Source organism: Planomonospora sp. ID67723, from assembly GCF_015711605.1.
Taxonomy (GTDB): domain Bacteria; phylum Actinomycetota; class Actinomycetes; order Streptosporangiales; family Streptosporangiaceae; genus Planomonospora_A.
This window is the reverse complement of the sequence record NZ_JABTEZ010000003.1, coordinates 707,933-730,492: the sequence shown is the minus strand read 5'-3', so window position 1 is coordinate 730,492 and position 22,560 is coordinate 707,933. Positions and strand designations below refer to the sequence as shown.

Genomic DNA, 22,560 nt, shown 5'->3' with positions numbered 1-22,560 from the left:
CGGGAACCCCACGGTTCCTCTTGCCAGGGGATTGCTGAGCGCAATAGGTATTGCGCTCAGCAATCCCCTCGAAAACAGTCCGCCCGAGGAGGCGTCCGCCCTTCTTCCTCACCGTCCGCCGGTCCCGTTCCGGCGTGGGCGGGCCTCCGTGCCGCCCGCGCTGGGTCGGGTTCAGCCGGCCGAGCGCTCCAGATGCCGCTCGGCCCACTGGCCGATGTCGCGGCGCTCGATCGCGGCGGCCATCAGGCCGGGGAAGGCGTCGGGCGTGCAGGCGAAGGCGGGCACCCCCATCGCGGCGAGCGCGGCGGCGTTCTCCCGGTCGTAGAAGGGCGCGCCCTCGTCCGACAGCGCCAGCAGCACGATCACCTGCACTCCGGCCGCGGTCATCTGAGCCACCCGGCGGAGCATCTCCTGCCGGACTCCGCCCTCGTACAGATCGCTGATCAGGATGAAGATGGAGTCGCTGGGGCGGGTGATCAGACCTTGGCTGTAGGCGATGGCCCGGTTGATGTCGGTGCCGCCGCCGAGCTGGGTGCCGAACAACAGCTCCACCGGGTCGTGGAGCTGGTCGGTGAGGTCGACGACCGAGGTGTCGAAGACCACCAGCGACGTCTTCAGCGAACGCATCGAGGCGAGCACCGCGCCGAAGACGCTGGAGTAGACGACGGAGGCGGCCATCGAGCCGCTCTGGTCGATGCAGAGCACCACCTCGCGCTGGACCGCCCGCTGGCGCCTGCCGTACCCGACCAGCCGCGAGGGGATCACGGTGTTCTTCTCGGGCAGGTAGTTCTTGAGGTTGGCCCGGATCGTCCGGTCCCAGTCGATGTCGGCGACCCGCTTGGGGCGGTGGGTGCGCGCCGAGCGGTCCAGCGCGCCGGTCACCGCGGCCTTGGTCTTCTGGACCAGCCGCCGCTCCAGTTCGGCGACGACCTTGCCGACCAGCGCGCGCGCCGACTCCCGGGCCTTGTCCGGCATGACCCGGTTGAGCGACAGGAGCGTGCCGACCATGTGCACGTCGGGCTCGACCGCCTCCAGCATCTCCGGCTCCAGCAGCAGCCGGGTCAGGTTCAGCCGCTCGACCGCGTCCTTCTGCATCACCTGGACCACGGTCGAGGGGAAGTAGGACCTGATGTCGCCCAGCCAGCGTGCGACCCGCGGCGCGGAGGCGCCGAGTCCCGCACTCCGCTGGCCCGACGGCCTGCCACCGTCCCCGCCGCCGCTGTTGTAGAGCGCGGCCAGCGCGCCGTCCATCTGGGCGTCGGTCCCGCCCAGCGCGCACCCGGTGCCGTCGGCGTCCCCGCCGAGCACCAGCCGCCAGCGACGCAGCCGTTCCCCGTCCGCCGCACCGCCCGTCACGGCGCCCGTCACGGCCTCTGTCACGACGCCCTCCCAAGGATCTCCAGCACGGTCCGTACGGCCGCCGCCGCGCGCTGATCGTCGATGTCGTCGGCCACGGCCGCGGCGGCGGCCTCACCGGTGCCGAGTGCGCGGGCCCGTTCTCCGATCGCGCGGCGCTCCGGGGCGGCGAAGGCGCCGAAGGTCCGCCGGAGCAGGGGCAGCACGTCCACGAACGCCTCCGGGGCCAGCCCGGTCAGCCATGCGTCGATCAGCCCGAGCAGCCGCGCGTCGTGCACCAGCAGCAGCCCGCCTCCGGAGACGAACCCCTCGACCCAGGCCGCGGCCCTGGCCGGTGGATGCCCGGCCGACATCGCCCGCGCCATCCGCCGCTCGGCGCGGCCGGTGTCGAGATCCCCGGAGTCCAGCAGGATCCTGACGATCCGCCCCTCGATCAGCCCGTGCAGGTCCGACCGGCCCGACACCGCGCGCAGCGCGGCCAGCCAGCGCCCCTTCGGCGACTCCTCACCGGGGGCGTCGCCGGAGTCGAGCAGGCCGACGGCGGCGTGCACCGCGTCCACGTGCCCGAGCAGATCGCGGGCGGCGTCGTCGTCCAGGCCGGTGACCGCCCCGCCCAGGCCGACGCAGACCCGGGTGAGCAGGGCGTCGACGATGGCGGTCAGTCCGGTGGCGGGCGTGCCGCGCACGTCGCCGTAGCGCTGGGCCCGGACCATCGCGGGCAGCGCCGCCATCAGGTGCGTGACGTCGCTGTCCAGCGCCGCCCGCGCCGACAGCGCCTCCAGCACGTACGGCAGCGCGTCCGGCAGGTCGGCCAGCAGGCAGTGCTCCACCAGCCCCGTGAGGTCGGCGAGCGAGACCCCGCCGGGGCCTCCCGCCCCGGCCGCGCCGGGAGTCGCGGGTCCGCCGGGAGGGCGGGATCCCGAGGCCGGTGCCCCGGACCGGCCCTGGCCGGCCGTGCCGCCCTGCGTGAGGTCGCGGACGCGGGCGGCGGCCGCCGCCGGGACGGTGGTCCCCCAGGCGCTCGCCTCGATCAGGTCGATGTCGAACTCGGGGCGCCAGGCGAGCGTCCACGACTCGCGGAAGGTGCCCTTTCCCCGGCTCTGCTGCGGCACCCCCCAGCCGACACCGAGCAGGCGCAGGCGGTGCAGCAGGTGACTGCGTCCCAGGTCCAGGGGCTTGCGCAGGTCGAGGTCGAGTTCGCGGTCCAGGGCCTCCGGCTTGAGCTTGAGCCGCCGCTGCTCCTCGCGCAGGTGACGCTGGAGCGGGACCATCGGGGTGGTGTCGGGCACCTGCCCGAGCCGCTCCCCCACGACCATGTGCCGCTGGACCAGCTCCACCGGCAGGTCGTCGCCCTCGCACAGGACCGCCCTGACCGCCTCGGTGACCTCCGCGAGCCCGGCCAGCGGCCGTCCCCGCAGCACCGCCAGCGACTCCGCCAGCCGTACCGCCTCGATGACGTGCGCGGAGGAGACCGGCAGGTCCTCGGCCCGCAGCATCCCCGCGGCCGCGGTCAGCCAGCGCTGCACCGGCCGGTCGGGGGAGGCGAACAGATGGTGGTACCAGCCGGGGGAGGTCACGCCCGCGCCGTAGCCGCTCCAGGCGGCCAGCCGCCCGTAGGTCCACGGCACCCAGGTCAGCTCCACCTTGGCCTTGGGCAGGCCCTTGAGCAGTGCGTCGTCCGACTTGGCCGGCGGCAGCCCCGCGCCCCAGGCCCGCGCGGACGGCGATCCGCCGGAGCCGGCCGGCCCGGTCAGGGCGGGGACGTGCCAGGCGCCGCAGACCACGGCGACCCGCTCGAAGCCGTCCTTGACCGCCCTGCGGATCGTGCGGCGCATGAACGCCTCGCGCCGCGCCTCGTGCTCGTCCGGGACGTACCCCTCGCGGACCGCGGCCATCGCCTCGGCGATCACCTGGAACGGGGTGTCGCCGCGGTGCTCGACCGCGTCCTCCCACCACCGTTCCGGATCGTCGTATCCGGCGGCGCGGGCGAGCTCCCCGATCGGGTCGATCCGTACGGCCCGCGCCCCGTCGCCCGCCGGTCCGTCCGGCGCCTGCGGCCGGGTGGCGAGACCGTGCGCGGCGGGCAGGTCGCAGAAGCGGACCGGCACGCTCTCCTCGGCGGCGTAGCGGATCGCCTGCCACTCGGGTGAGAAGACGGCGAACGGCCAGAACGCGGCCTTGGACGGCTCGCCGGGCACGTGCGCCAGCAGCGCCACCGGTGGCTGGAGATCCGGGTCCTTCGCCAGGGCGACGAGCTCGTCGGCCTCGGGCGGGCCCTCGATGAGCACGACGTCCGGCTTGAGGCGTTCCAGCTCCGCGCGCAGGGCCCGCGCCGAGCCGGGCCCGTGGTGCCGGACGCCGAGAACGGACACGCTCATCGCCTGCCTCCTTTCGTGGTGCGGCCGGGGGGTTCGGTGAAGCGGCCGGGGACCGCCCGCCGCCCGGCGCGCCGGGGGCGGATCGCGGTCACGGCCGGGGCGTGCTCCGGCTCAGCCCGCGTCACGGCAGGCCCGGTAGAAGTCGCGCCAGTCCTCGCGTTCGCGCACGACGGTCTCGAGGTACTCCCGCCAGACGACGCGGTCGGAGACCGGGTCCTGGACCACGGCGCCGATGATCCCGGCGGCCACGTCGGAGGGGCGCAGCACGCCGTCGCCGAAGTGCGCGGCCAGCGCGACGCCGTTGGTGATCACGGAGATGGCCTCGGCGGTGCTCAGCGTGCCGCTGGGTGACTTGACCTTGGTGCGGCCGTCCTCGGTGACGCCGGTCCGCAGCTCGCGGAAGACCGTGACGACGCGGCGGATCTCCTCCATCCCGGCCGGGACCTCCGGAAGCTCCAGCGAGCGGCCGAGCTGCTCCACCCGGCGGGAGACGATGTCCACCTCCTCCTCCGGGGTGCCCGGCACCGGGAGCACGACGGTGTTGAAGCGGCGGCGCAGCGCGCTGGACAGGTCGTTGACGCCCCGGTCGCGGTCGTTGGCGGTGGCGATGAGGTTGAACCCGCGCGCCGCCTGGACCTCCTCGTTCAGCTCGGGGATCGGCAGCGTCTTCTCCGACAGGACGGTGATCAGGGCGTCCTGCACGTCGGAGGGCATGCGGGTCAGCTCCTCGACCCGGGCGAGACGGCCCTCGGCCATCGCGCGCATCACCGGGCTCGGGGTGAGCGCCTCCCGGGACGGTCCCTCGGCCAGCAGCCGGGCGTAGTTCCAGCCGTAGCGGACGGCCTCCTCCGCGGTGCCCGCCGTGCCCTGCACGAGCAGGGTGGAGTCGCCGCTGATCGCGGCGGCCAGGTGCTCCGAGAGCCAGGTCTTGGCCGTGCCGGGCACGCCGAGCAGCAGCAGCGCCCGGTCGGTGGCCAGCGTCGCCACGGCGACCTCGACGATGCGGCGGGGGCCGATGTACTTGGGGGTGATCCGGTCGCCGTCGCCCAGGATGTAGGTGGTCACCGCCCACGGCGAGAGCTTCCAGCCCGGCGGCCTGGTCCGGTCGTCGTCCTTGGCGAGGAGCTCCAGTTCCTCGGCGTACTGGTCCTCGGCGTGGGCGCGAAGCACCGTCGTCATTGCAGCTCCTTCAGCATGTCGTCACGGAAACGCAGGAGGGCGGCGACCTCCTGGATGGGCGGTTCGAGGGAAAAGCGTTCCGCCAGGCCGTACAGGGCGGGGTCGACGCGTTCGCCGGCCAGCTTGCCCAGCTCGCCGATGTTCCACGGCTGGGTCCGGGAGAAGTCGAGGATCCTCTGGAGGACGGCCCGGGCGAGCTCCGGGCCCCACGGGGCCGCGGCGCCTCCGAGGACCATGATGAGCTGGCCGTCCAGGGCGTGGCCGCGGACGAAGGCGGCGGCCGCGCTCTCCTGCTCGTCGCGGGGCAGTACGGCCAGCAGGTCGGCCAGCGGGTCGGAGGCGAACAGCTCACGCGCCCACTCGGGGTCGCCCTGGAGCACGGCCGCCCTGACCCATCCGGCCAGGACCTCCCGCCCCCAGTCTGTGATCTTCATCCGGACGAGCTCGCGGGGCGGCCGGCCGAGCAGCTCGCTCCAGACGCCGAGCGGGGTGCGGGCCACGATCTGCTGGAGCCACCAGCTCTTCTCACCGGTGCCCTGGGGCGGCTTGGCCCGCACGCCGTCGCGCTCCATGGCGGCGTCGCAGGCGCTGGGCGGGTTGACGAGGATCTTGCCGCCCAGCACTGTGAAGCGGTCCGCGACCCGTTCGGCCATCCGCCGTCCGAGGCGGGAGTCCGGCAACCGGGTGAGCAGGTCGGCGGCCTCGTGCCGGACCTCGCGACGGCGGTCGTCGAGCGCGGCCTCCAGGAACGGCTCGTCGTCGAGGGAGAGCCCCTCGGCGAACAGCTCCAGGAAGGCCGCCCGGTCCTCGGGGCTCTCCTTCTCCCATGTCGTCGCGAGCAGTTCGCGGGCGGCCGCGGGGTCGGCGGCCCGCAGCGCGGCCAGGTGGGCGCGGCGGTCTCCCGAGGTGCCCAGTTCCCACACCTCCGGGCGGGGCCCGGCCGCGGTGGCCTCCTGGCTGAGGAAGCTCCACGTCGGGTTGAGCCCGGCCAGCCAGCGGCCCCGGCGTCCCGCGAGGACGCCGAGGTGCGGGCGGATCGAGCGGTCGCGGGCGGCGTGGTCGAGCAGCTCGGGCAGCAGGTGCGGGGAGAGCCGGTAACCGCGGCCCGCGGCGGTCTGGAGCCACTCGGCGAGCAGCCTCGGCCGCTCGCCGCCGAGGATCCGGGCCAGCCTGTCGCCCGCGGCGCGCGGGAGCGCGGGCTGCTCCTCGGGCGGGGCGACATCCAGCGGTCTTCCGGCGCGGAGCCGCTGTCCGGCGCGGGCGCGGACGGTCTGCACGGCGGCCCGTTCGAGCAGTTCGGCCGCGGGATCGCCGGGGCCGGCCGGCAGCGGCCTGCGGTCGGTGCCGACGAGCGCGGTGGAGACGAGGTCCTCCCACGCGGTCATGGTGTCCGCCATGGGGCCTGTCCCGGTGTTCTGCGGGGTTCCGCTCACAGCACTACCACCCGGCCTTCCTCGTCCCAGGTCGACAGGGGCCGCAGGCCCCAGGGGGTCCATTCGGCGGCGACGGTCAGCGGGTGCCCGCCGGAGGCGGCGACCAGCCGCCAGGGGGTTCCCGCCGACGGGTGCAGCGGAAGCCCGCCGGACGGGCCGCCCAGCAGCCATGAGCCGTTCCTCATCGGGGTCACCGCGTCGAGGACCACCGGCCAGGAGTCCGTCCAGGGATCGCCCGCCAGGGCCGCGGCCACCTCCTCCAGCACCGCCTCCGGCGGGGAGCCGGGCGGCGGGGCGGCGGGGGCGGCGGCGTGGCGGGTCGCGACCAGGGCGCGCAGCGGGGCCGTGCCGGGGTAGAACGCCAGCTCGGCGTCCAGAGCCGTGCCGGTGACGAGCGAGGCGTCGAGGGCCTGGCCGGTGGGGGCGAAGGAGAGCACGAGCGCGGCCCGGCCGGTCGCCCTGCCGCGCAGCCAGACCCGCCGCGAGATCAGCCGGTCCTGCTCCTCGTCCCGCCGCCCCAGCACGTCCCACACGTCACGGACGGTCTCTCCGGAGAGCACCTCCTCCTTGGTGACGGGGAACCCGACCCGTCCCCGCACGGTCGGCGTCAGCGCCTCGCGGCGGTGGGCGGTGAGCAGGAGGTGCAGGAGGGAGTACTCGGACAGCAGGCGGGCGGGCCAGTCGTCGTCGGACAGGACGGCGCCGAGGCGGGAGACGGTCCCGGCGACGCCGGGAGCCTGGGCGTCGACCAGGCGTTTGACCAGGCCGTCCCAGTGGTCGTGGCGGCGCGAGCCGGCGATGCCCTGCCGCATCTGGTCAGCCAGCCAGCGCTCCAGCTCCGCCAGCCCCGCCGCGACCCGCTGCTCGCGCTGCTCGGCCCGCCGGGGGTCGGGCGCCGCGCCGGGCTCCGCCGTGCGGGGCGCCGCGGCGGGTTTGGCGGCGCGGGCGCGGCGCTGGTCGAGCCACTCGGCCACCCAGTCGGCGGGCTCGTCCGCTCCCGGGACGCCGTCGGCCGACCACAGCAGCAGCAGGCCGAGGGCGTGCTTGCAGGGGAACTTCCGGCTCGGGCAACTGCACCGGTAGGCGGGTTCGGACAGGTCCACGCATGCCCGGTAGGGCTTGGAGCCGCTGCCCTTGCACTCTCCCCACACCGCCTCGGCGGCGACGCCGGCATTCGACCACTTGCCGGGAGACGACACTCCTTGGGCCGCTTTCTGGGACGAGGCGTCGGGCGCGAGCGCGAGGACCTGATCCCGGTTCCACCGTTCGATCACGCGCCGAACGCTAACCAACCCCGCCGACAAATTCGGGCCATACCCACATATTCCTTGTTTCCGCTGGTAGGAGGCCCTCCTTCCAGCCGGACCGCCGGAAGGCCCGCCGGCCGGCCCCCGCCGGCCGATCAGCCCTTACCATCGGTGCGGTGACCACCCCTTCGCGCCCGCCGCTCGCCGAGATCCTGGACCTGCAGCCCCACCCCGAGGGAGGTTGGTTCCGGGAGACCTGGAGGACCTCCCACGTGCTCACCCCTGACGGGTACGGCGGGGCACGGGCGACGGCGACCGGGATCTACTTCCTGCTCGGCCCCGGCGAGGAGTCGCGTCCGCACGTGGTCCGCTCCGACGAGGTGTGGCTCTGGCACCGGGGCGGCCCGCTGACGCTGTTCCTCGGCGGCCGTGAGGGCCAGCCGTCCAGCACGCTCACCCTCGGCCCGCTGGTGGAGGAGGGCCAGGTCCCGCAGGCCCTCGTCCCGGCCGGAACCTGGCAGGCGGCCCGCCCCGCCGGATCCGAGGCCGTGCTGGTGAGCTGCGTCGTCTCCCCCGGCTTCGACTTCGCCGACTTCCGCATGGTCTGACGGGGCGGGCCCGCGCCGTCGGCGTGACCGCGGATGTCCGCGGCGCCTCCGGGCGACGATGTGACGGTTCCCGGCTGGGCGGAGAGAATGCGGTTACACGCCCTACCTAGGAGGTCAACGGTGACCCTCGAGATCCTGTCCGTCGTCGGCGGCAAGGACGCGCCCGGCGGCACGGCCTACGACTCGATCAATCCCTCCCGCGTGGACGAGGTCGTCGCCCGGGTGCGGCTCGCCGACGCGGACACCTTCTCCGCCGCCTGCCGTACGGCCTCCGCCGCGCAGCGCGAGTGGGCGCGGGTCCCCGCGCCGGTGCGCGGGCGGGTGATCGCCTCGATCGGGCGGCTGGTGGAGGCCAACACCGAGGCCCTGGCCCGCCTGGTCACCCGGGAGATCGGCAAGCCGTACGCCGAGGCCCTGGGCGAGGTGCGGGAGATCGTCGACACGTGCGACTTCTTCCTCGGCGAGGGGCGGCGGCTGTACGGGCAGACCGTCCCCTCGGAGATGCCGGACAAGAACCTGTTCACCTTCCGGGTGCCGGTCGGCGTGGCCGCGGTGATCACCGCGGGGAACTTCCCGGTCGCGGTGCCGTCGTGGTACCTCGTCCCGGCGCTGCTGTGCGGCAACGCGGTGGTGTGGAAGCCCGCCGAGTACGCCGCGGCCTCCGCGCACGCGCTCTACCGGCTGTTCGCCGCCGCCGGGCTGCCCGACGGGGTGCTCAACCTGGTGCTCGCCGACGGTCCCGCCACCTCCGCCGGACTGGAGGCCGCGCTGGGCGAGGGCACGGTGCACAAGGTCGGGTTCACCGGTTCCAGCGGGGTGGGCCGGAAGATCGGCGAGCTGTGCGGGCGGCACCTGCAGTCGCCCTGCCTGGAGCTCGGCGGCAAGAACCCGATGGTGGTCATGCCCGACGCCGACCTGGATCTGGCGGTCGAGGGCGCGCTGTTCGCCGGGTTCGGCACGGCGGGCCAGCGCTGCACCTCGCTGGGGACCGCGATCGTGCACGAGAGCGTCCATGACGAGTTCGTCGCCCGCTACACGCGCGCCGTGGCCGGGGCGGCGATCGGCGACCCGTCCGGCGAGGTGCTCTGCGGGCCGCTGCTGGACCGCAAGTTCGCCGAGCGCTACGAGGAGTACCTCGGCTGGATCGAGCCGCACCACACCGTCGTCTCCGGCCCGACCGGCCGGATCACGGCGGACAACCCCCGGGGCGGGTTCGACGGTGCGGGCGGCCTCTACTACCACCCGGTGGTCGTCGACGGCGTGCGCGGCGGCGACCGGCTGTTCATGGAGGAGACCTTCGGCCCGATCGTGGGCGTGAGCGCGTTCGGCACCCTGGAGGAGGCGATCGAGCTGGCCAACCTGCCCGGCTACGGCCTGTCCTCCTCGATCTACACCACCGACCCCAGGGCCGCCTTCCGCTTCCGCGAGGGCATCGGCGCGGGCATGGTCAGCGTCAACAACTCCACCTCGGGCGCCGAGGCGCACCTGCCGTTCGGCGGCAACGGCAAGTCGGGCAACGGCAGCCGCCAGTCGGGGGTGTGGGTGCTCGACCAGTTCACCCGGTGGCAGGCGATGAACTGGGACTACTCCGGCCGCCTGCAGAAGGCGCAGATGGACGTGGCCGAGATCGTCCCCGACCTGGGCTACCGAATCTGATCTTTGCCGTTTGGCGGGGTTCCCCCCACCATGATCGCGGCACTTCTCCATACGGGGGCGACCCCGTCCGCGAGGGGGCGCGTGCTGCGGCGCGACCCCTCGCGGATCCGGCGGGCCGTCCGTCCCCTCCGGACGCACCGGACCCGCGCCGGGCGTTCCGGTTCCGCCGTACCGCGGTCAGTAGAGCGCGATGGGCGGGTGCGGCGGGGCGGGCGAGTACAGCCGTTCCACGGGCGGGCGGCCGGGTTCCACTGCGGACACGGCCGCGAGCGTGCCGCTTCGGGCGTACTCCCCCCGGGGGAAGGCGCTCACCTGGTCCACGCCGCAGCCGGGGCAGTTCGATCCCGCCCAGGGCGGCTGGACCGGCACGCCCTCCCTCAACCAGACCACGACGTCATGGCCGTGCTCGTCGGTCAGATGGCGGACGGTGTAGTCCTCCTGCCATATGTGTCTGCAGCTCAGACACTCCAGCGGCCACGTCTCGCGGACGCTGAACTCCTCGTGCACGAGAACCACCTCCTCGGTGACACCGGCGACCATTCGAGTCTGTGCGCCCTCGATGATGACAACAAGCAAGGATGTGCATGGATTCCGTAATTCTCACATATTAAGACACATTCTCTCATTTAATGAGACTGCTGTTACGGTTCCCCCATCCGACCGAAGGAGTGGTCTCCGATGACGGCAAAGGACGCCGTGTACACCCATGGTCATCACGAGTCCGTGTTGCGCTCCCACCGGTGGCGTACCGCGGAGAACTCGGCGGCCCACCTCCTGCCGCACCTGGCGCCGGGGATGTCGCTGCTGGACGTGGGGTGCGGCCCCGGCACCATCACCGCCGACCTGGCGGCGCTGGTCTCGCCGGGGACGGTCACCGCGGCCGAGGTCACCGAGGAGGCGCTCGGGCTGGCCCGCGCGGAGGCGGCGCGGCGCGGACGGGACGACATCGTGTTCGCCGTGGCCGACGTGCACGCGCTGGACTTCCCCGACGACTCCTTCGACGTCGTCCACGCCCACCAGGTGCTGCAGCACGTGGGCGACCCGGTCCGGGCCCTGCGCGAGATGCGGCGGGTCTGCAGGCCGGGCGGGATCGTCGCGGTGCGCGACAGTGACTACGCCGCCTTCACCTGGTTCCCCGAGCCGCCGGAGCTGGACGAGTGGATGGCCCTGTACCAGAAGGTCGCCCGGGCCAACGGCGGGGAGCCGGACGCGGGCCGGCGGCTGCTCTCCTGGGCTCGCGCGGCCGGCTTCTCCGACGTCACCGCGACCTCCTCCACCTGGTGCTTCGCCACCCCCGAGGACCGGCGGTGGTGGGGCGGCATGTGGGCCGAGCGCATCCTGGAGTCCGACATGGCCGGCCAGGCACTCGCCTCGGGCGCGGCCACCGAGGCGGACCTGCGCCGCATCTCCGCGAGCTGGCGGGCCTGGGCCGCCGAACCTGACGGCTGGCTCTCCCTGCTCCACGGCGAGCTGATCTGCCGGGTCTGAGGACTCCCGCGGTGCGCGGGTCCGCCCGCCGGTCCCGTCCCGCACGCCCCGCCGGCGACGGTACGGCCGCCGCGGACGGGGCGGCGGCCGTACCCGCCGGATCAGGGCTGTTGAGTGATCTTGACGTCGTCGACCCCGGCCTCGACCAGCGACGCGCCGGAGGCGTCGGCGGCCTCGACCAGGATCCGGACGCTCTGGCCCGCGAACGCGGAGATGTTCGCCGTGGCCGTGGCCCAGGAGCCGTTGCGGTTGGCGGCCGCGCCGAGCTGCTGGAACACCTGGGTCGTGGTCGAGCCGACGACCTTCACGCGCAGGAAGTCGGCGCTGGAGGAGTTGGACCCGTGCGCCAGGTACCACGACAGCGACAGGGTCAGCGTCCCGCCCGACGGCAGGGTGATCGCCGGCGACCGGACGCTGGTGAGACCGCCGTCGATGTCGTAGGCGCCCGCGGAGGAGCCGGCCAGGCGGCCGGTGACCAGGTCGTTGGCCCCGCTGACGGTGGTGCCGAGCTGCTTGGCGCCGCTGGAGGAGGTGGCCTCCGGGTCACCGCGCTCCCACTGGCCGAGGGTGGCGGTGTCGGTGCCGGACGGGTTGGCGGTCCATCCGGTCGCCGTCTCGAAGGTGTCGGAGTAGACCGTCACCGGCGGTGTGCCGGTCCCGCAGTACTGCGGCTCCTTGCCGATGATGCGGTAGACGCAGTCGGAGTATTCCAGGAAGCGCAGGACCGCCTCCCGGTTGCGGGCGGTCTGCGGGCCGATCTGCTCGTCCGGCGGGTAGAAGCCCGGCGAGCCCGTCGGGTACATCTCGAAGGTGTAGCTGAAGATCTTGTGGGCGCCCCACATCCAGTCGTCGATGCTGCCGTCGGTGATGTAGAGGTCGCTGGCCTGCTGCGGGGTGTAGCCGTTGGTGGAGGCCATGTTCTGGCCCAGGGTCGCGTGGGCGTCGCGGTCGTCCTGGGTGAGGCCGGGGGCGGTGTCGTTGTAGGTGTAGCCGTAGGGCCACAGGATCAGCTCGCCGTAGGTGTGCCAGTCGATGTGCGCCTTGAGCTGCTGCACGCCGCCGACGACCCGGCTGCGCACCCAGTTGGCGACCGCCCTGACCTCCGGGGCCGACTCGGCCGACGGGCCGCGGTAGGTGTCGCTGGAGGCCGAGCCGGAGGAGCCGCCGCAGCAGCCCCAGTTGTAGGCCCAGTTGCGGTTCATGTCGGTGCCCACCGCGGACGAGCCCGCGTTGGGCTGCCGGTTCTTCCGCCAGGAGCGGTAGGAGCCGGTCGCGATGTCGAACTCGCCGCCGTCGGGGTTGAGGTCCGGCATGATCCAGATCTCCCGGCCGTTCACCAGGTTGGTGATGCGGCTGTCGCCGCCGTAGCCGTCGGTGAGCATGTTCATGATGTAGAGCGCCATCTCGACGGTCAGATGCTCCCTGGCGTGCTGGTGGTGGGTGAACAGCACCTCGGGCTCGTTCTCGTCGGTCGCGACGTTGTCACTGATCTTGATGGCCATCAGGTCGCGGCCCTCGTAGGAGGTGCCGTAGCTGATCTTCCGGGCGATCGTGGGGTGGTCGGCGACGATCCGGTTCACCGCCGCGGTCATCTCGGCGTAGTTGTGGTAGGCGGAGTCGGCGGGAGGGAAGTCCAGGGCGCCGGCGTCCGGGGATAACGATCTCGTGATCTTCGTGACGGTGAAGCCCAGCTTCTTGATGGCCTCGACCTCGGCCTCCGTGGCGGTGACCACGACCGAGGCGTGGTCCACCTCGTCGATCGCGGCGCCCGTGGCCGCGATCGCGCTGCGCTGCTGAGGGCCTCGGGGGCCCTCGACGGTGTACTGGCTGTTGGGCGGGGGCTCGGCCGAGGATCCCACCCCGGTCATGCCTGTACATAACAGCACCAGGACGGCGATTCCGACGATCAGACGGTGTCTCACCGGTGTCCTCCTCAGGCGCGCGCTTGGGGGGTTGTCACACGCCTGCACCGAGAGTCAATCATGTGAGTCGATCAGGAAAGACCCAAATTCCGATCCAGAGGTCTCGCACCGGGTTCCGGTGGACGTTCCCTCCCCGCATCCCGCCGCCCCGCGGGGGACCGGCATCCCGGTCCCCCGCGGGGCGGTGCGCCCTGCGCCCGCTCAGCGCGCCGGGCGCTCACCGCTGACGCCGCCGTCGGGGCCGCCACCCGCGCCGCCGTACCCGAGCAGGCGCATGGCGATCTCCGGGTCCATCGCGGCGGCCAGGAGCTGGGCCCGCTCCACCGCACGGTCCCGCTGCGCCTCCGCTCTGGCCCGGGCGGCCTGCACTCCCCGGATCACCGCGAAGGCGATGCCCGCCCCCACGACGACGGCCACCACTGCCACGAACACCACCAGGAGCGTGCCCTGTCCCGGCGCACCGGCCGGACCGGCCGCCGCGGCGCCCCTCCCGCCGGCGAGCGCGAGCGCGCCGAGCAGCGTGAAGGCGGCCAGCGCGGCCAGGCTGGCGGCGACCGTCGCGACCGCGCGCAGTCCTCCCCTGCGCTTCGGCGCGGCGGAGGCGGGCTCCGCCGCGATCCCGGGACCCGCCGGCCGGGCCGTCGAGCCCTCCTTCGCCCCGGGGGGAGACGCCGGCCGGACCGCCGGGCCGTCCTTCACCCACGGCGCGAAGCCGGGCACGATCCCGGGGACCGGCTCGATCACGGCGGGTGCCCCGGCGGCCGGGGCGCCGTGCCCGTTGCCCGTCACCACCGCGCCCTGGATGACCGCGGCGGGCTCGAGGCGGGGTACGGCCGCCGGCACGGGCAGCTCGCGCGCCACGCGACTGTGCTCGCGGTGCGCCCTGGCCGCCTCCAGGTGATACTCCTCGATCTCGGCGTAGAACTCGTCGGAGGCGTAGACCGAGCCGTCGACCAGAGGCCCCTGCCGCCGCTCCAGGACCGCGATCACGTCGTCGCCGTTCAGGGTCTTGTGGCTCTCCAGCGCGTGGGCCAGGCAGAGCACCTCCCGCCGGTGCTCCAGCAGGAGCTCCTCCGTCGCCTCCAGCAGGCGCACCAGGTTGTACTCGATGCGCTCGCCGAGCACGTCGGGGGCGAGCGTCTGCCCTCCGCCCGGCGGCCGGGTGAAGCCGATGCCCCCGGGACCGCCGGGCTTGGGCATCGACTTCCCGCCTCCCATGATCTCCAGCTCCTGGAGCGCGGGCAACGAGGTGACCCCGCGTCCCATGCCCCAGTGCGCCTCCATCAGCGCCGTCAGGTAGGTGGCCGAGTAGAGGTCTCCGGAGACGCCCGAGGAGTTGTCCTCGGCGAAGAACATCCGCTCCCCGGCCAGCGAGGCGAGGGAGACCATGATGTCGGCCTCGTGCTCGGACTTCCACCGGGTGAACTGGTCCTCGGGCTTGATGCTGGCGACCATGCCGAGATAGTCGGCGCCCTTCTCGATGGTGGCGATGTCGATCTCCAGGTGGAAGCGGGTGCGGTAGGCGGCCACCGCGTGGCATGCCTCGTGCACGGCCACCGCGTGCCGCTCCCGCTCGATGTACTCCACGTCCTCGGGCGGGCCGAGTTGCTTGAGCCGCTTGGCGCGGGTCACGTCGGACCAGGTGATGACCTCGCGGCCGTCGCGGATCGCGGTGATCAGCGACTCGTTCACCAGGTCCTTGATCGTGGCGCCGGTGGCGTAGGGGGTGATCGTGGCCAGCTTGTCGAGCTGCTCGTCGGTCAGCTCGTGGTTCACCTTGTCGAAGTAGCCCCGGTAGGTGCGGACCCGGCCCGCCTTGGACGGGTAGCCCACCTTGTAGATGCGGTCGATGCGGCCGGGCCGCAGCAGCGCCTCGTCCAGAGAGTTGGGCATGTTGGTGGCCATCATGACCAGGATCCGGTACTTGGGCGGTGGCTTGGGCCGCATGCCGAACAGCCTGCGGACGTGGCGGTTGACGATGCCGCGCGGCTTCTTCAGCCCGGACAGCTCCGTCAGCAGCGCCTGCAGCGTGCCCGGGTCGCCGCCGCCGCCCATGTTGCCGCCCATGAAGAAGCGGTTGCGCGTGGCGTCCGGCTGCCCGCCCGCCGCTCCGCGGGTGAGCAGCGACCGGGAGTCCTCCGACAGGTAGCCGAAGCCGTGACAGCCGCCGGCGTGGGGGGAGAACCCGGGCCCGCCCCTGGGCCCCTGCTGGGCCAGCGAGCCGCGCCGGCCGAGGGAGTCGGCCTCGTCGAAGAAGACGATCACACCGCCGTACCGCAGTGCGAGCTTGCGCAGCTTCCGGAAGAGCGACTTGACCTTCAGGATGCCGATGCCCATGAACATGTTGACGAACGCACCGGGATCCACGAAGACGTACGGCTTGCCGGTCTCGCCCGCCACCGCCTCGGCCATCAGGGTCTTGCCGGTGCCGGGCGGCCCCCACAGCAGCAGCCCGCTGGGGACGTAACCGCCGCGCTCCTCGATGGCGTCCGGCCTCTCCAGGAAGACGATGTTCTCCTTGACCCGTTCGACCACGTGGTCCTGGCCCCAGACGTCGGTGAAGCGGGTCTTGATGTCGTCGGGGAAGTAGGTCTCCACCCCGCCGCGGGACAGCAGCCAGAACAGGCCGATGAACTGGAAGGCGATGAAGAAGAACGCGAAGGCCAGCTGCGCGACGTACGGCAGCGCCTGCCAGAGCAGGGCCGGGGCCTGGAACAGCGCGAGGGCGGGCGAGGTCTTCAGGACCTGGCCGAGGATCAGTGCCAGCACGGCGATCCAGAACAGCCACTTGATCGCGCGGGCGAGGCGGAAGCGGTTCCAGTCGGAGAAGCGGCGGTGGGTCCAGCGCTCGAAGCCGCCGAACACGCCGCGCGTCCAGAACCCGTGGTATCCGGCGGAGCGCTCGCTGACGAGGAAGTGGACCTGCCGCAGGACCTCGGCCCCCAGCAGCCAGAAGATCCAGGGCGCCTCGTTCGCGGTGACGATCATCCCGTCCCGGAAGGACATGATGCCCTCGTTGGAGGCGACGTTGTTCCAGACGAGGATGAAGTAGATGATCGTGAGGATGAGGACGAACTTGATCCGGTCCCAGAACGGCATGCGCTTACGGGTCAGCTCACGCGGATCGTTCGGACCGGTGCCGGGCGGGCGGAGACCTTCGACGTGAGGGGGTGTCGGGGGTGACTTCATATGCGGGCCTCTCCTCACCCGATGGGACGCTTGACCTTCAGGGACTGGGCGATCGTGTCGAACTCCTGCACGCGTTTGCGGTAGCAGGCCGCCGAGCAGCGGATCAGCATCATGGAGAGCCGCTCGCCGTCCGCGTCCAGGTAGGAGGTGAGGTCGAAGGTCTGGGTTCCGGCGCCTTCGACGGCGTAGTTGAACCGCACGCGCACCCCGCGCACCCCGTCACCGGGGTGGAAGACCTCGTCGGTGAGCAGTTCGAAGCCGGTCAGCGGGTAACCGGGGACCTGCTCGACCTGCTGGCGCGACGCCTGCGTGACGGGGAGGATCGCGTCCCGCATGACGTTCAGGGAGATCATGTCCCGCTGCTCGGGCATCAGTGTGATGACCCGGACGAAGACGAACGGCTCGTCCGCCGTGCCGATGCCGTAGAGGTGGCTGACGGAGGGCTCGGCGTGGGCGTCGTAGCCGACGGACCAGACGAGTTTCTTGCGTACCTGGGCCGTGGCCGACTCGGGGTCCCGTTCGAAGTACCTGTCCAGGGCCTGCTGGTCCACCGGACGCCAGGCGGCCGGGACTTTGAAGTAGGTCTGCCCGCTGTCGTGGCGGACATAGGTGAATTCGGGGTTCGCGCATCCGGTCAGTCCGGCGGCCATAGCGGTGATGAGCGTCACCGCCGTCAGGGTGGGGGCGGTCCCTGGTCGTCTCACGAGGGCTATACCTCCGCTTTATGAGCCAACAGGTGACTTATGCCCCTTTTCCCAGATCTCTCCCCTCGCCGACCGGGGAAATCTTGACCGAATCTTGGCTTTTACTTGTCTGCACTCGTTACAGATCATCAGGATAAATCTGTCAACCCGTTCAACCTTCATCGTTTTCCGGGCCGCACCCGGCGCGGGAGAACGGAGGGAGACCCTGGCGACGTATGTGCGACCCGGCATGTGCGATCTTCAATGGCGAGGAAAGCACGGGGAGGCCCGTCGTCCGGCGATCCCGTGGTGACATATCTCCGTACACGCTGTGATTCCTGGCCGAAGGCGTCACGCCGCCCGCCGGAACCGGTAAAAATGGGGGATCGCGACGCCCTTCGCCGCGCTGTCCTCGACCAGCTGGCTGACGGACTCGGAGCTGACCCATGAACGACCACGCCAATGACACCGCTCCCGGCCATCGGGCCCGGGGACTGGAGACCATGAGACGCGTCGGCGGAACCAGCGCCGGTGACGGCGCGGGCGACTTCTTCGCCATGACCGTCGAGCACCTGTTCGCCGAGGTCTGGTCCCGCGACGGGCTGAGCATGCGCGACCGCAGGCTGCTCCTGCTCGGCCTGCTCGTCGGCCAGGGCCTCGACGACGAGGCCGGGGTGCAGCTCGACGCCGTGCTGCGGACCGGGGAGCTCACACCCGACGAGCTCCGCGAGGTCGTCATCTTCCTGACCCACTACGCCGGCTGGCCGCGCGGGGCCAGGCTCAACGTCCAGGTCGAGAAGCTGATCTCCCGGTTCATGAAGGACTGAAAGACCCGAACCGGGAGATCGGGAGAGGGCCGCTCAGGGAGCGGCCTCCAGACGGTAGACGGGTCCGCTCAGGCTGAGCGCGTAGAGCTCGCCGTCGTGGTCCTCGCCGAAGGACGACAGCTGCTCGACCCTGCCCAGATCCTCGCCCTCTCCGGGCCGGTCGGCCGGGGCCGACCTGACCCACCCCGCGCAGAAGTCACCGTAGAGGAACCGGCCGGCCAGGGACGGGATCTTCGTGCCCCGGTAGACGTATCCGGCGATGACCGAGCAGGTGCCGTCCTGGCCCAGGGGGTACTCGATGACCGGGTCGACCGTCTCGCCCGCCGCGCCGTTCCCCCGGAACGGGTGGCGGCCCTCCCTGAGGTTCCAGCCGTAGTTCCGGCCGCCCTGGCCCTTCGGCTGGTGGTCGACCTCCTCCCACGCGTTCTGGCCGACGTCGCCGATCCACAGGTCGCCGGTCCGCCGGTCGAAGGTGAACCGCCAGGGGTTGCGCAGGCCGTACGCCCAGATCTCGGGTTTCGCGCCCTGCCTGCCGACGAACGGGTTGTCCCGGGGCACCTTGTACGGCGTGCCGCGCGGGTCGATCCTGAGGATCTTCCCGAGCCAGGTGCCCAGGTTCTGCCCGTTGCCCTGCGGATCCCCTCCGCTGCCGCCGTCGCCCAGCGCGATGTAGAGATGGCCGTCCGGCCCGAAGGCGAGCTGCCCCCCGTTGTGGTTGGCGTACGGCTGCCGCTGGGTGAGCACGTCCCTGCGGCCGGTCGCCTTCGAACCGTCGAAGGCCCACTCCGTGATGTGGGTGGTCCCGTCGCCGTCGGTCCAGTTCAGGTAGAGGAAGTCCTCCTCCGGGTGGAACGCCACGCCGAGGAGCCCCTGCTCGTTGCCCCGGCTCACCTCGGCCGACAGGTCCACGACGGGTTCCTCGGCGACCTTCCCCCCGGAGATCGCCCGCAGCCGCCCGCGCTGCTCGGCGACGTAGAGCGTCGGGTCGCCGGGGCGAAACGCCATCGCCACGGGCATGTCGAGCCGGGCGATCTCGGCGAACCCCGGCCGGGCCGCCGGCTCCGCGCTCCCGGTGGCGGTGGCGCCTCCGGGGGGCGCGGTGGCCGGAGCGGTCGTGGCGGGCCCGGTGGAGGCGGCGGGATCACCCCCCGAGCACGCCGCCAGCGCCACGCAGAGCAGCGCCGCCCCCGCTCCGGTCCGGTAAGAGATGCGCACGGTCCTCACCCTCCATCGATCGCTCCTGCCCTTGATGATCCCCTCTACCCGGGTACCGCCGCGAAGGTTCCGGCATCCTAGACTGCGGTCATGCCTTCCGCACTGATCACAGGCGCGACCGCCGGCATCGGTGCCGCGTTCGCCCGCCGCCTGGCCGCCGACGGTTTCTCCCTCGTCCTGGTCGCCCGCGACGAGAAGCGGCTGGCCTCCTCCGCCGAGGACCTGCGCCTGCGCTACGGGGTGCCGGTCGAGACGCTCCCCGCCGACCTGACCTCCGACGACGGCCTGACCGCGGTCGAGCGGAGGCTGCGCGAGGGGGTCGACCTGCTGGTCAACAACGCGGGCTTCGGCCACCCGGGGGCCTTCCTCGACGTGCCGGTCGCCGACGAGCTGCGCATGCTGAAGCTGCACTGCGAGGCGGTGCTGCGGCTGAGCCTGGCCGCGCTGCCGGGGATGAAGGAGCGCGACCGGGGCGCGGTGGTCAACGTGGCCTCGGTGGCGGCGTTCTTCACGCGGGGCACCTACAGCGCCTCCAAGGCGTGGGTGGTCAACTTCAGCGAGTCCACGGCCGCCGAACTGGCCGGGAGCCGGGTGCGGGTCATGGCGCTGTGCCCCGGGTTCGTCCGCACCGAGTTCCACGACCGCGCCTCGATGGACGTCTCCGGGATCCCCGGCTTCCTGTGGCTGTCGGCCGACAAGGTGGTCGACGAGGCCATGCGCGACCTGGCCCTCGGCAGGTGGGTGAGCATCCCGGACCTGCGATACAAGGCCATCGTCGCGGCCGGCAGGCTGATCCCGCGCGGCGTGGCCGGCCGGATCTCCCGCCGCCTCGGCCGCCGCTGACACCGGGCCGCGCACGGCGGCGCCGGGATCGTCCGGACGGCGCACGCCGATGGATGCGGAAGGGCCCGCGCCACGGGAGGGGGTCGTGGCGCGGGCCCTTCCGGTCTGTGGGGATGGCTCAGACGCGGACGTTGGCGGCGTGGCCGATCGACAGTCCGGAGACCGGGTCGAAGAAGTGCAGGTTGTGGGTGTCCACGACCAGCTCGATGTTCTGGCCGGGGCGGACGTGGCTGCGGGAGTTCACCCGGGCGGTCCACAGCGACTTGTCGCCGACCAGCGGGAGGGTGGCGTCCTCGTCGTCACCGGCGTCGGCCGCGGCGACGGTGTCCTGGTGCTGGACCGGCGGGGCGTCGATCAGGAACAGGACGTTGATCTCGGAGCCCAGTTCCTCGGTGACCTCGGCGCGGACCGGGAGGCGGACCCAGCCGCCGGCGTGGCCGTTGGCCGCGACCGAGTCCTCGAAGTCGGAGGGGCGGATGCCCAGGATGACCTTCTTGCCGAAGTACTGGTCGAGGCCGGGCTTGTCGGCGAAGGTCGAGTCCGGAACCGGCAGCCGGTAGCCGGCGAAGGCCACCGCGGCGCCCCCGTCGCCCCGGGTCAGCTCCGCGTTGACGAAGTTCATCGACGGGGAGCCCATGAAGCCCGCGACGAAGAGGTTGACCGGGCTGTCGAAGAGGTTCTGCGGGGTGTCGACCTGCTGGAGCAGACCGTCGCGCAGGACGCAGACGCGGTCGCCGAGGGTCATGGCCTCGACCTGGTCGTGGGTGACGTAGACGGTGGTCACGCCGAGGCGCTCGTGCATCGTGTTGAGCGAGGCGCGCATGGAGACACGGAGCTTGGCGTCCAGGTTGGACAGCGGCTCGTCCATGAGGAAGGCCTGCGGCTCTCGCACGATGGCGCGGCCCATCGCGACACGCTGGCGCTGACCGCCGGAGAGGGCGGCCGGCTTGCGCTTGAGGTACTGCTCGAGGCCGAGCATCTTGGCGGCCTCGCCGACGCGCTTGGAGATCTCCGCCTTCGGCATCTTGCGGAGCTTCAGACCGAAGGCGAGGTTCTCCTCGACGGTCATGTGCGGGTAGAGCGCGTAGTTCTGGAAGACCATGGCGATGTCGCGGTCCTTGGGCGGAAGGTGGTTGACCACCTTCTCGCCGATGAGGATCTCACCGCCGCTGATGTCCTCAAGCCCGGCGATCATCCGCAGGGCGGTGGACTTTCCGCAGCCGGACGGACCGACCAGCACCATGAACTCGCCGTCCTTGATCTCAAGGTTGAGGCCGTTCACGGCTTTCACGCCACCCGCGTAGATCTTGTCGACGTTGCTGAGAACGATGGATGCCATGGAGGGTCCTTAGCGCTTCGGGCCAACCCCGCGTTCGCCCGATGGTGGATACGTTTTCATGAATCTCACCTGAATCGGACATCCCTGTCAAGAGTTCGACCAGTTTTCTCCTGTGACCTGGGCTCTCGTTACCTCTCCGTGCTGGAGCCAGAACGGAAAGCATGATGGAATCGTTTCCATGAACGTGCGTCGGGCAACTATCAAGGACGTCGCCGAAGCGGCGGGGGTCGGGGTGGCCACGGTCTCCAGGGTGCTGTCCGGGGGCTCGGCCAGCCCGGAGACCAGGGAGCGGGTGCTGACCGTCGCGGCCCAGCTCGACTACCGGCCCAGCGCCCTCGGGCGCAACCTGCGCCAGCGGCGCTCGGGCGGGATCGGGCTGCTGGTTCCCGACATCACCGACAGCTTCTACGGCCGTCTGGCCGACGGGGTCCTCGCCTGCGCGCGGGCGGCGGGCGAGCCGGTGATCCTGGGCACCACCGGCGACGACGCCGAGCGCGAGGCCGAGCAGATCGGCGTGCTGCTGGAGCAGGGCGTGGAGCGGGTGGTCGCGGTCCCCGCGGGGAGCGCGGAGATCTGGGAGCCGACCCTGCGGGCGGGGCTCACCACGGTGTTCGCCCATCGGTGCGCCGCCGGCCGCGACGACGTGCCCGCCGTGCTCGCCGACGACCGGGCGGGGGTGCGGACGGCAATCGACTATCTGACGGGACTGGGCCACCGCCGCATCGCCTATCTCGGCGGGCCCGGCCAGGAGCAGCGTGTGTCGGTCTTCCGGCAGTCGCTGGGCGCCCTCGTGGACGAGGAGCTCATCGTCTCGGCGCGGGGCAGCCGCGACTCCGCGTACGCCGCGGCGGCCGGGCTCTTCCAGCACCGGCCCGATCTGACCGCCGTGCTGGCCGGGGGCAACCTCCTGGGCGAGGCCGCCGTGCTCGCCGCCAGGGAACTGGACCTGCGCGTGCCCAAGGACCTGTCGCTGATCATGTTCGACGACGTGCCCTGGGCCGAGCTGTGCGCCCCTCCGCTGACAGTGATCGCCCAGCCCGCGCAGGACATCGGCTACCGCGCGGCCGAGCTGGTGCTACGCGGAGGCGGCCGGCGCCCGCGCGGCGTGCTGCTGCCCACCGAACTGATCGTCCGGGGCAGCTGCGGCCCGCGGCGCGCGGCCTGACCCGGTCACGTGCGGTTCGGCGCGGCCCCGCG

The 22,560-nt window shown here is 72.3% G+C and carries 17 protein-coding genes; 6 read left to right on the top strand and 11 right to left on the bottom strand.

Features of this window, described 5'->3' with window-relative positions:
• Positions 1–171: 171 nt before the first annotated feature.
• The 5 genes from HS041_RS24880 to HS041_RS24860 form a co-directional block, all read right to left on the bottom strand.
• Positions 172–1,380 carry a VWA domain-containing protein gene (locus tag HS041_RS24880; RefSeq protein ID WP_307845449.1) on the bottom strand — a complete coding sequence of 403 codons (1,209 nt, stop codon included), beginning with the start codon at positions 1,378–1,380 and terminating at the stop codon, positions 172–174.
• Complete coding sequence (locus HS041_RS24875) at positions 1,377–3,734, bottom strand: DUF5682 family protein (protein WP_196443212.1); 2,358 nt, start codon at positions 3,732–3,734, stop codon at positions 1,377–1,379. The genes HS041_RS24880 and HS041_RS24875 overlap by 4 nt, the downstream gene beginning before the upstream one ends.
• Positions 3,735–3,845: 111 nt before the next feature.
• On the bottom strand, positions 3,846–4,913 hold the full coding sequence (locus tag HS041_RS24870; RefSeq protein WP_196443211.1) for an ATP-binding protein: 1,068 nt from the start codon (positions 4,911–4,913) through the stop codon (positions 3,846–3,848).
• Complete coding sequence (locus tag HS041_RS24865; protein ID WP_230879589.1) at positions 4,910–6,310, bottom strand: DUF5691 domain-containing protein; 1,401 nt, start codon at positions 6,308–6,310, stop codon at positions 4,910–4,912. Before HS041_RS24865 ends, HS041_RS24870 begins: the two co-directional genes overlap by 4 nt.
• A gap of 32 nt (positions 6,311–6,342) precedes the next feature.
• Positions 6,343–7,620, bottom strand: a complete 1,278-nt coding sequence (locus HS041_RS24860) for an SWIM zinc finger family protein (protein WP_196443210.1) — start codon at positions 7,618–7,620, stop codon at positions 6,343–6,345.
• A 149-nt stretch (positions 7,621–7,769) separates the two neighbouring features.
• On the opposite strand from HS041_RS24860, the gene HS041_RS24855 reads away from it, so the two are divergent.
• A complete protein-coding gene (locus HS041_RS24855; protein WP_196443209.1) occupies positions 7,770–8,201 on the top strand; it encodes a cupin domain-containing protein in 432 nt (143 codons plus the stop codon).
• 120 nt (positions 8,202–8,321) lie between these two features.
• Positions 8,322–9,857, top strand: coding sequence for an aldehyde dehydrogenase family protein (locus HS041_RS24850; RefSeq protein ID WP_196443208.1), 1,536 nt, complete (start codon positions 8,322–8,324; stop codon positions 9,855–9,857).
• Between the two features lie 177 nt (positions 9,858–10,034).
• Here the strand turns inward: HS041_RS24850 and HS041_RS24845 are convergent, their stop codons facing one another.
• Positions 10,035–10,433 carry a hypothetical protein gene (locus HS041_RS24845; protein WP_196443207.1) on the bottom strand — a complete coding sequence of 133 codons (399 nt, stop codon included), beginning with the start codon at positions 10,431–10,433 and terminating at the stop codon, positions 10,035–10,037.
• A 102-nt stretch (positions 10,434–10,535) separates the two neighbouring features.
• Here HS041_RS24845 and HS041_RS24840 point away from each other — a divergent pair, with 102 nt between their 5' ends.
• Positions 10,536–11,345 carry a class I SAM-dependent methyltransferase gene (locus HS041_RS24840; protein WP_196443206.1) on the top strand — a complete coding sequence of 270 codons (810 nt, stop codon included), beginning with the start codon at positions 10,536–10,538 and terminating at the stop codon, positions 11,343–11,345.
• A 101-nt stretch (positions 11,346–11,446) separates the two neighbouring features.
• Here the strand turns inward: HS041_RS24840 and HS041_RS24835 are convergent, their stop codons facing one another.
• From HS041_RS24835 to HS041_RS24825, 3 genes are all read right to left on the bottom strand, one after another.
• Complete coding sequence (locus tag HS041_RS24835; RefSeq protein WP_230879586.1) at positions 11,447–13,213, bottom strand: M14 family metallopeptidase; 1,767 nt, start codon at positions 13,211–13,213, stop codon at positions 11,447–11,449.
• A 255-nt stretch (positions 13,214–13,468) separates the two neighbouring features.
• The gene (locus tag HS041_RS24830; RefSeq protein ID WP_196443204.1) at positions 13,469–16,456 is read right to left on the bottom strand and encodes an AAA family ATPase; all 2,988 of its coding nucleotides are present in this window, start codon (positions 16,454–16,456) and stop codon (positions 13,469–13,471) included.
• 14 nt (positions 16,457–16,470) lie between these two features.
• Positions 16,471–17,160 (bottom strand): hypothetical protein, encoded by a 690-nt coding sequence (locus tag HS041_RS24825; RefSeq protein ID WP_196443203.1) that lies wholly within the window; start codon positions 17,158–17,160, stop codon positions 16,471–16,473.
• 425 nt (positions 17,161–17,585) lie between these two features.
• On the opposite strand from HS041_RS24825, the gene HS041_RS24820 reads away from it, so the two are divergent.
• Positions 17,586–17,966: a carboxymuconolactone decarboxylase family protein gene (locus HS041_RS24820; protein ID WP_196443202.1), complete on the top strand. Its 381-nt coding sequence runs from the start codon at positions 17,586–17,588 to the stop codon at positions 17,964–17,966.
• A gap of 33 nt (positions 17,967–17,999) precedes the next feature.
• On the opposite strand, the gene HS041_RS24815 is transcribed toward HS041_RS24820, so the two are convergent.
• Complete coding sequence (locus tag HS041_RS24815; protein WP_196443201.1) at positions 18,000–19,181, bottom strand: PQQ-dependent sugar dehydrogenase; 1,182 nt, start codon at positions 19,179–19,181, stop codon at positions 18,000–18,002.
• 90 nt (positions 19,182–19,271) lie between these two features.
• Here HS041_RS24815 and HS041_RS24810 point away from each other — a divergent pair, with 90 nt between their 5' ends.
• Positions 19,272–20,024 carry an SDR family NAD(P)-dependent oxidoreductase gene (locus HS041_RS24810; RefSeq protein ID WP_196443200.1) on the top strand — a complete coding sequence of 251 codons (753 nt, stop codon included), beginning with the start codon at positions 19,272–19,274 and terminating at the stop codon, positions 20,022–20,024.
• Positions 20,025–20,142: 118 nt separating this feature from the next.
• Here HS041_RS24810 and HS041_RS24805 read toward each other — a convergent pair whose 3' ends face one another.
• Positions 20,143–21,363, bottom strand: coding sequence for an ABC transporter ATP-binding protein (locus HS041_RS24805; RefSeq protein ID WP_196443199.1), 1,221 nt, complete (start codon positions 21,361–21,363; stop codon positions 20,143–20,145).
• 178 nt (positions 21,364–21,541) lie between these two features.
• On the opposite strand from HS041_RS24805, the gene HS041_RS24800 reads away from it, so the two are divergent.
• Positions 21,542–22,528, top strand: a complete 987-nt coding sequence (locus HS041_RS24800; RefSeq protein WP_196443198.1) for a LacI family DNA-binding transcriptional regulator — start codon at positions 21,542–21,544, stop codon at positions 22,526–22,528.
• Positions 22,529–22,560: the final 32 nt, after the last annotated feature.

Coding starts and splice junctions, on each gene's coding strand:
- HS041_RS24875 (WP_196443212.1), bottom strand. CDS start 3,734: ATGAGCGTGTCCGTTCTCGGCGTCCGGCACCACGGGCCCGGCTCGGCG.
- HS041_RS24870 (WP_196443211.1), bottom strand. CDS start 4,913: ATGACGACGGTGCTTCGCGCCCACGCCGAGGACCAGTACGCCGAGGAA.
- HS041_RS24865 (WP_230879589.1), bottom strand. CDS start 6,310: ATGGCGGACACCATGACCGCGTGGGAGGACCTCGTCTCCACCGCGCTC.
- HS041_RS24840 (WP_196443206.1), top strand. CDS start 10,536: ATGACGGCAAAGGACGCCGTGTACACCCATGGTCATCACGAGTCCGTG.
- HS041_RS24835 (WP_230879586.1), bottom strand. CDS start 13,213: ATGACCGGGGTGGGATCCTCGGCCGAGCCCCCGCCCAACAGCCAGTAC.
- HS041_RS24830 (WP_196443204.1), bottom strand. CDS start 16,456: ATGAAGTCACCCCCGACACCCCCTCACGTCGAAGGTCTCCGCCCGCCC.
- HS041_RS24820 (WP_196443202.1), top strand. CDS start 17,586: ATGAACGACCACGCCAATGACACCGCTCCCGGCCATCGGGCCCGGGGA.
- HS041_RS24810 (WP_196443200.1), top strand. CDS start 19,272: ATGCCTTCCGCACTGATCACAGGCGCGACCGCCGGCATCGGTGCCGCG.
- HS041_RS24805 (WP_196443199.1), bottom strand. CDS start 21,363: ATGGCATCCATCGTTCTCAGCAACGTCGACAAGATCTACGCGGGTGGC.
- HS041_RS24800 (WP_196443198.1), top strand. CDS start 21,542: ATGAACGTGCGTCGGGCAACTATCAAGGACGTCGCCGAAGCGGCGGGG.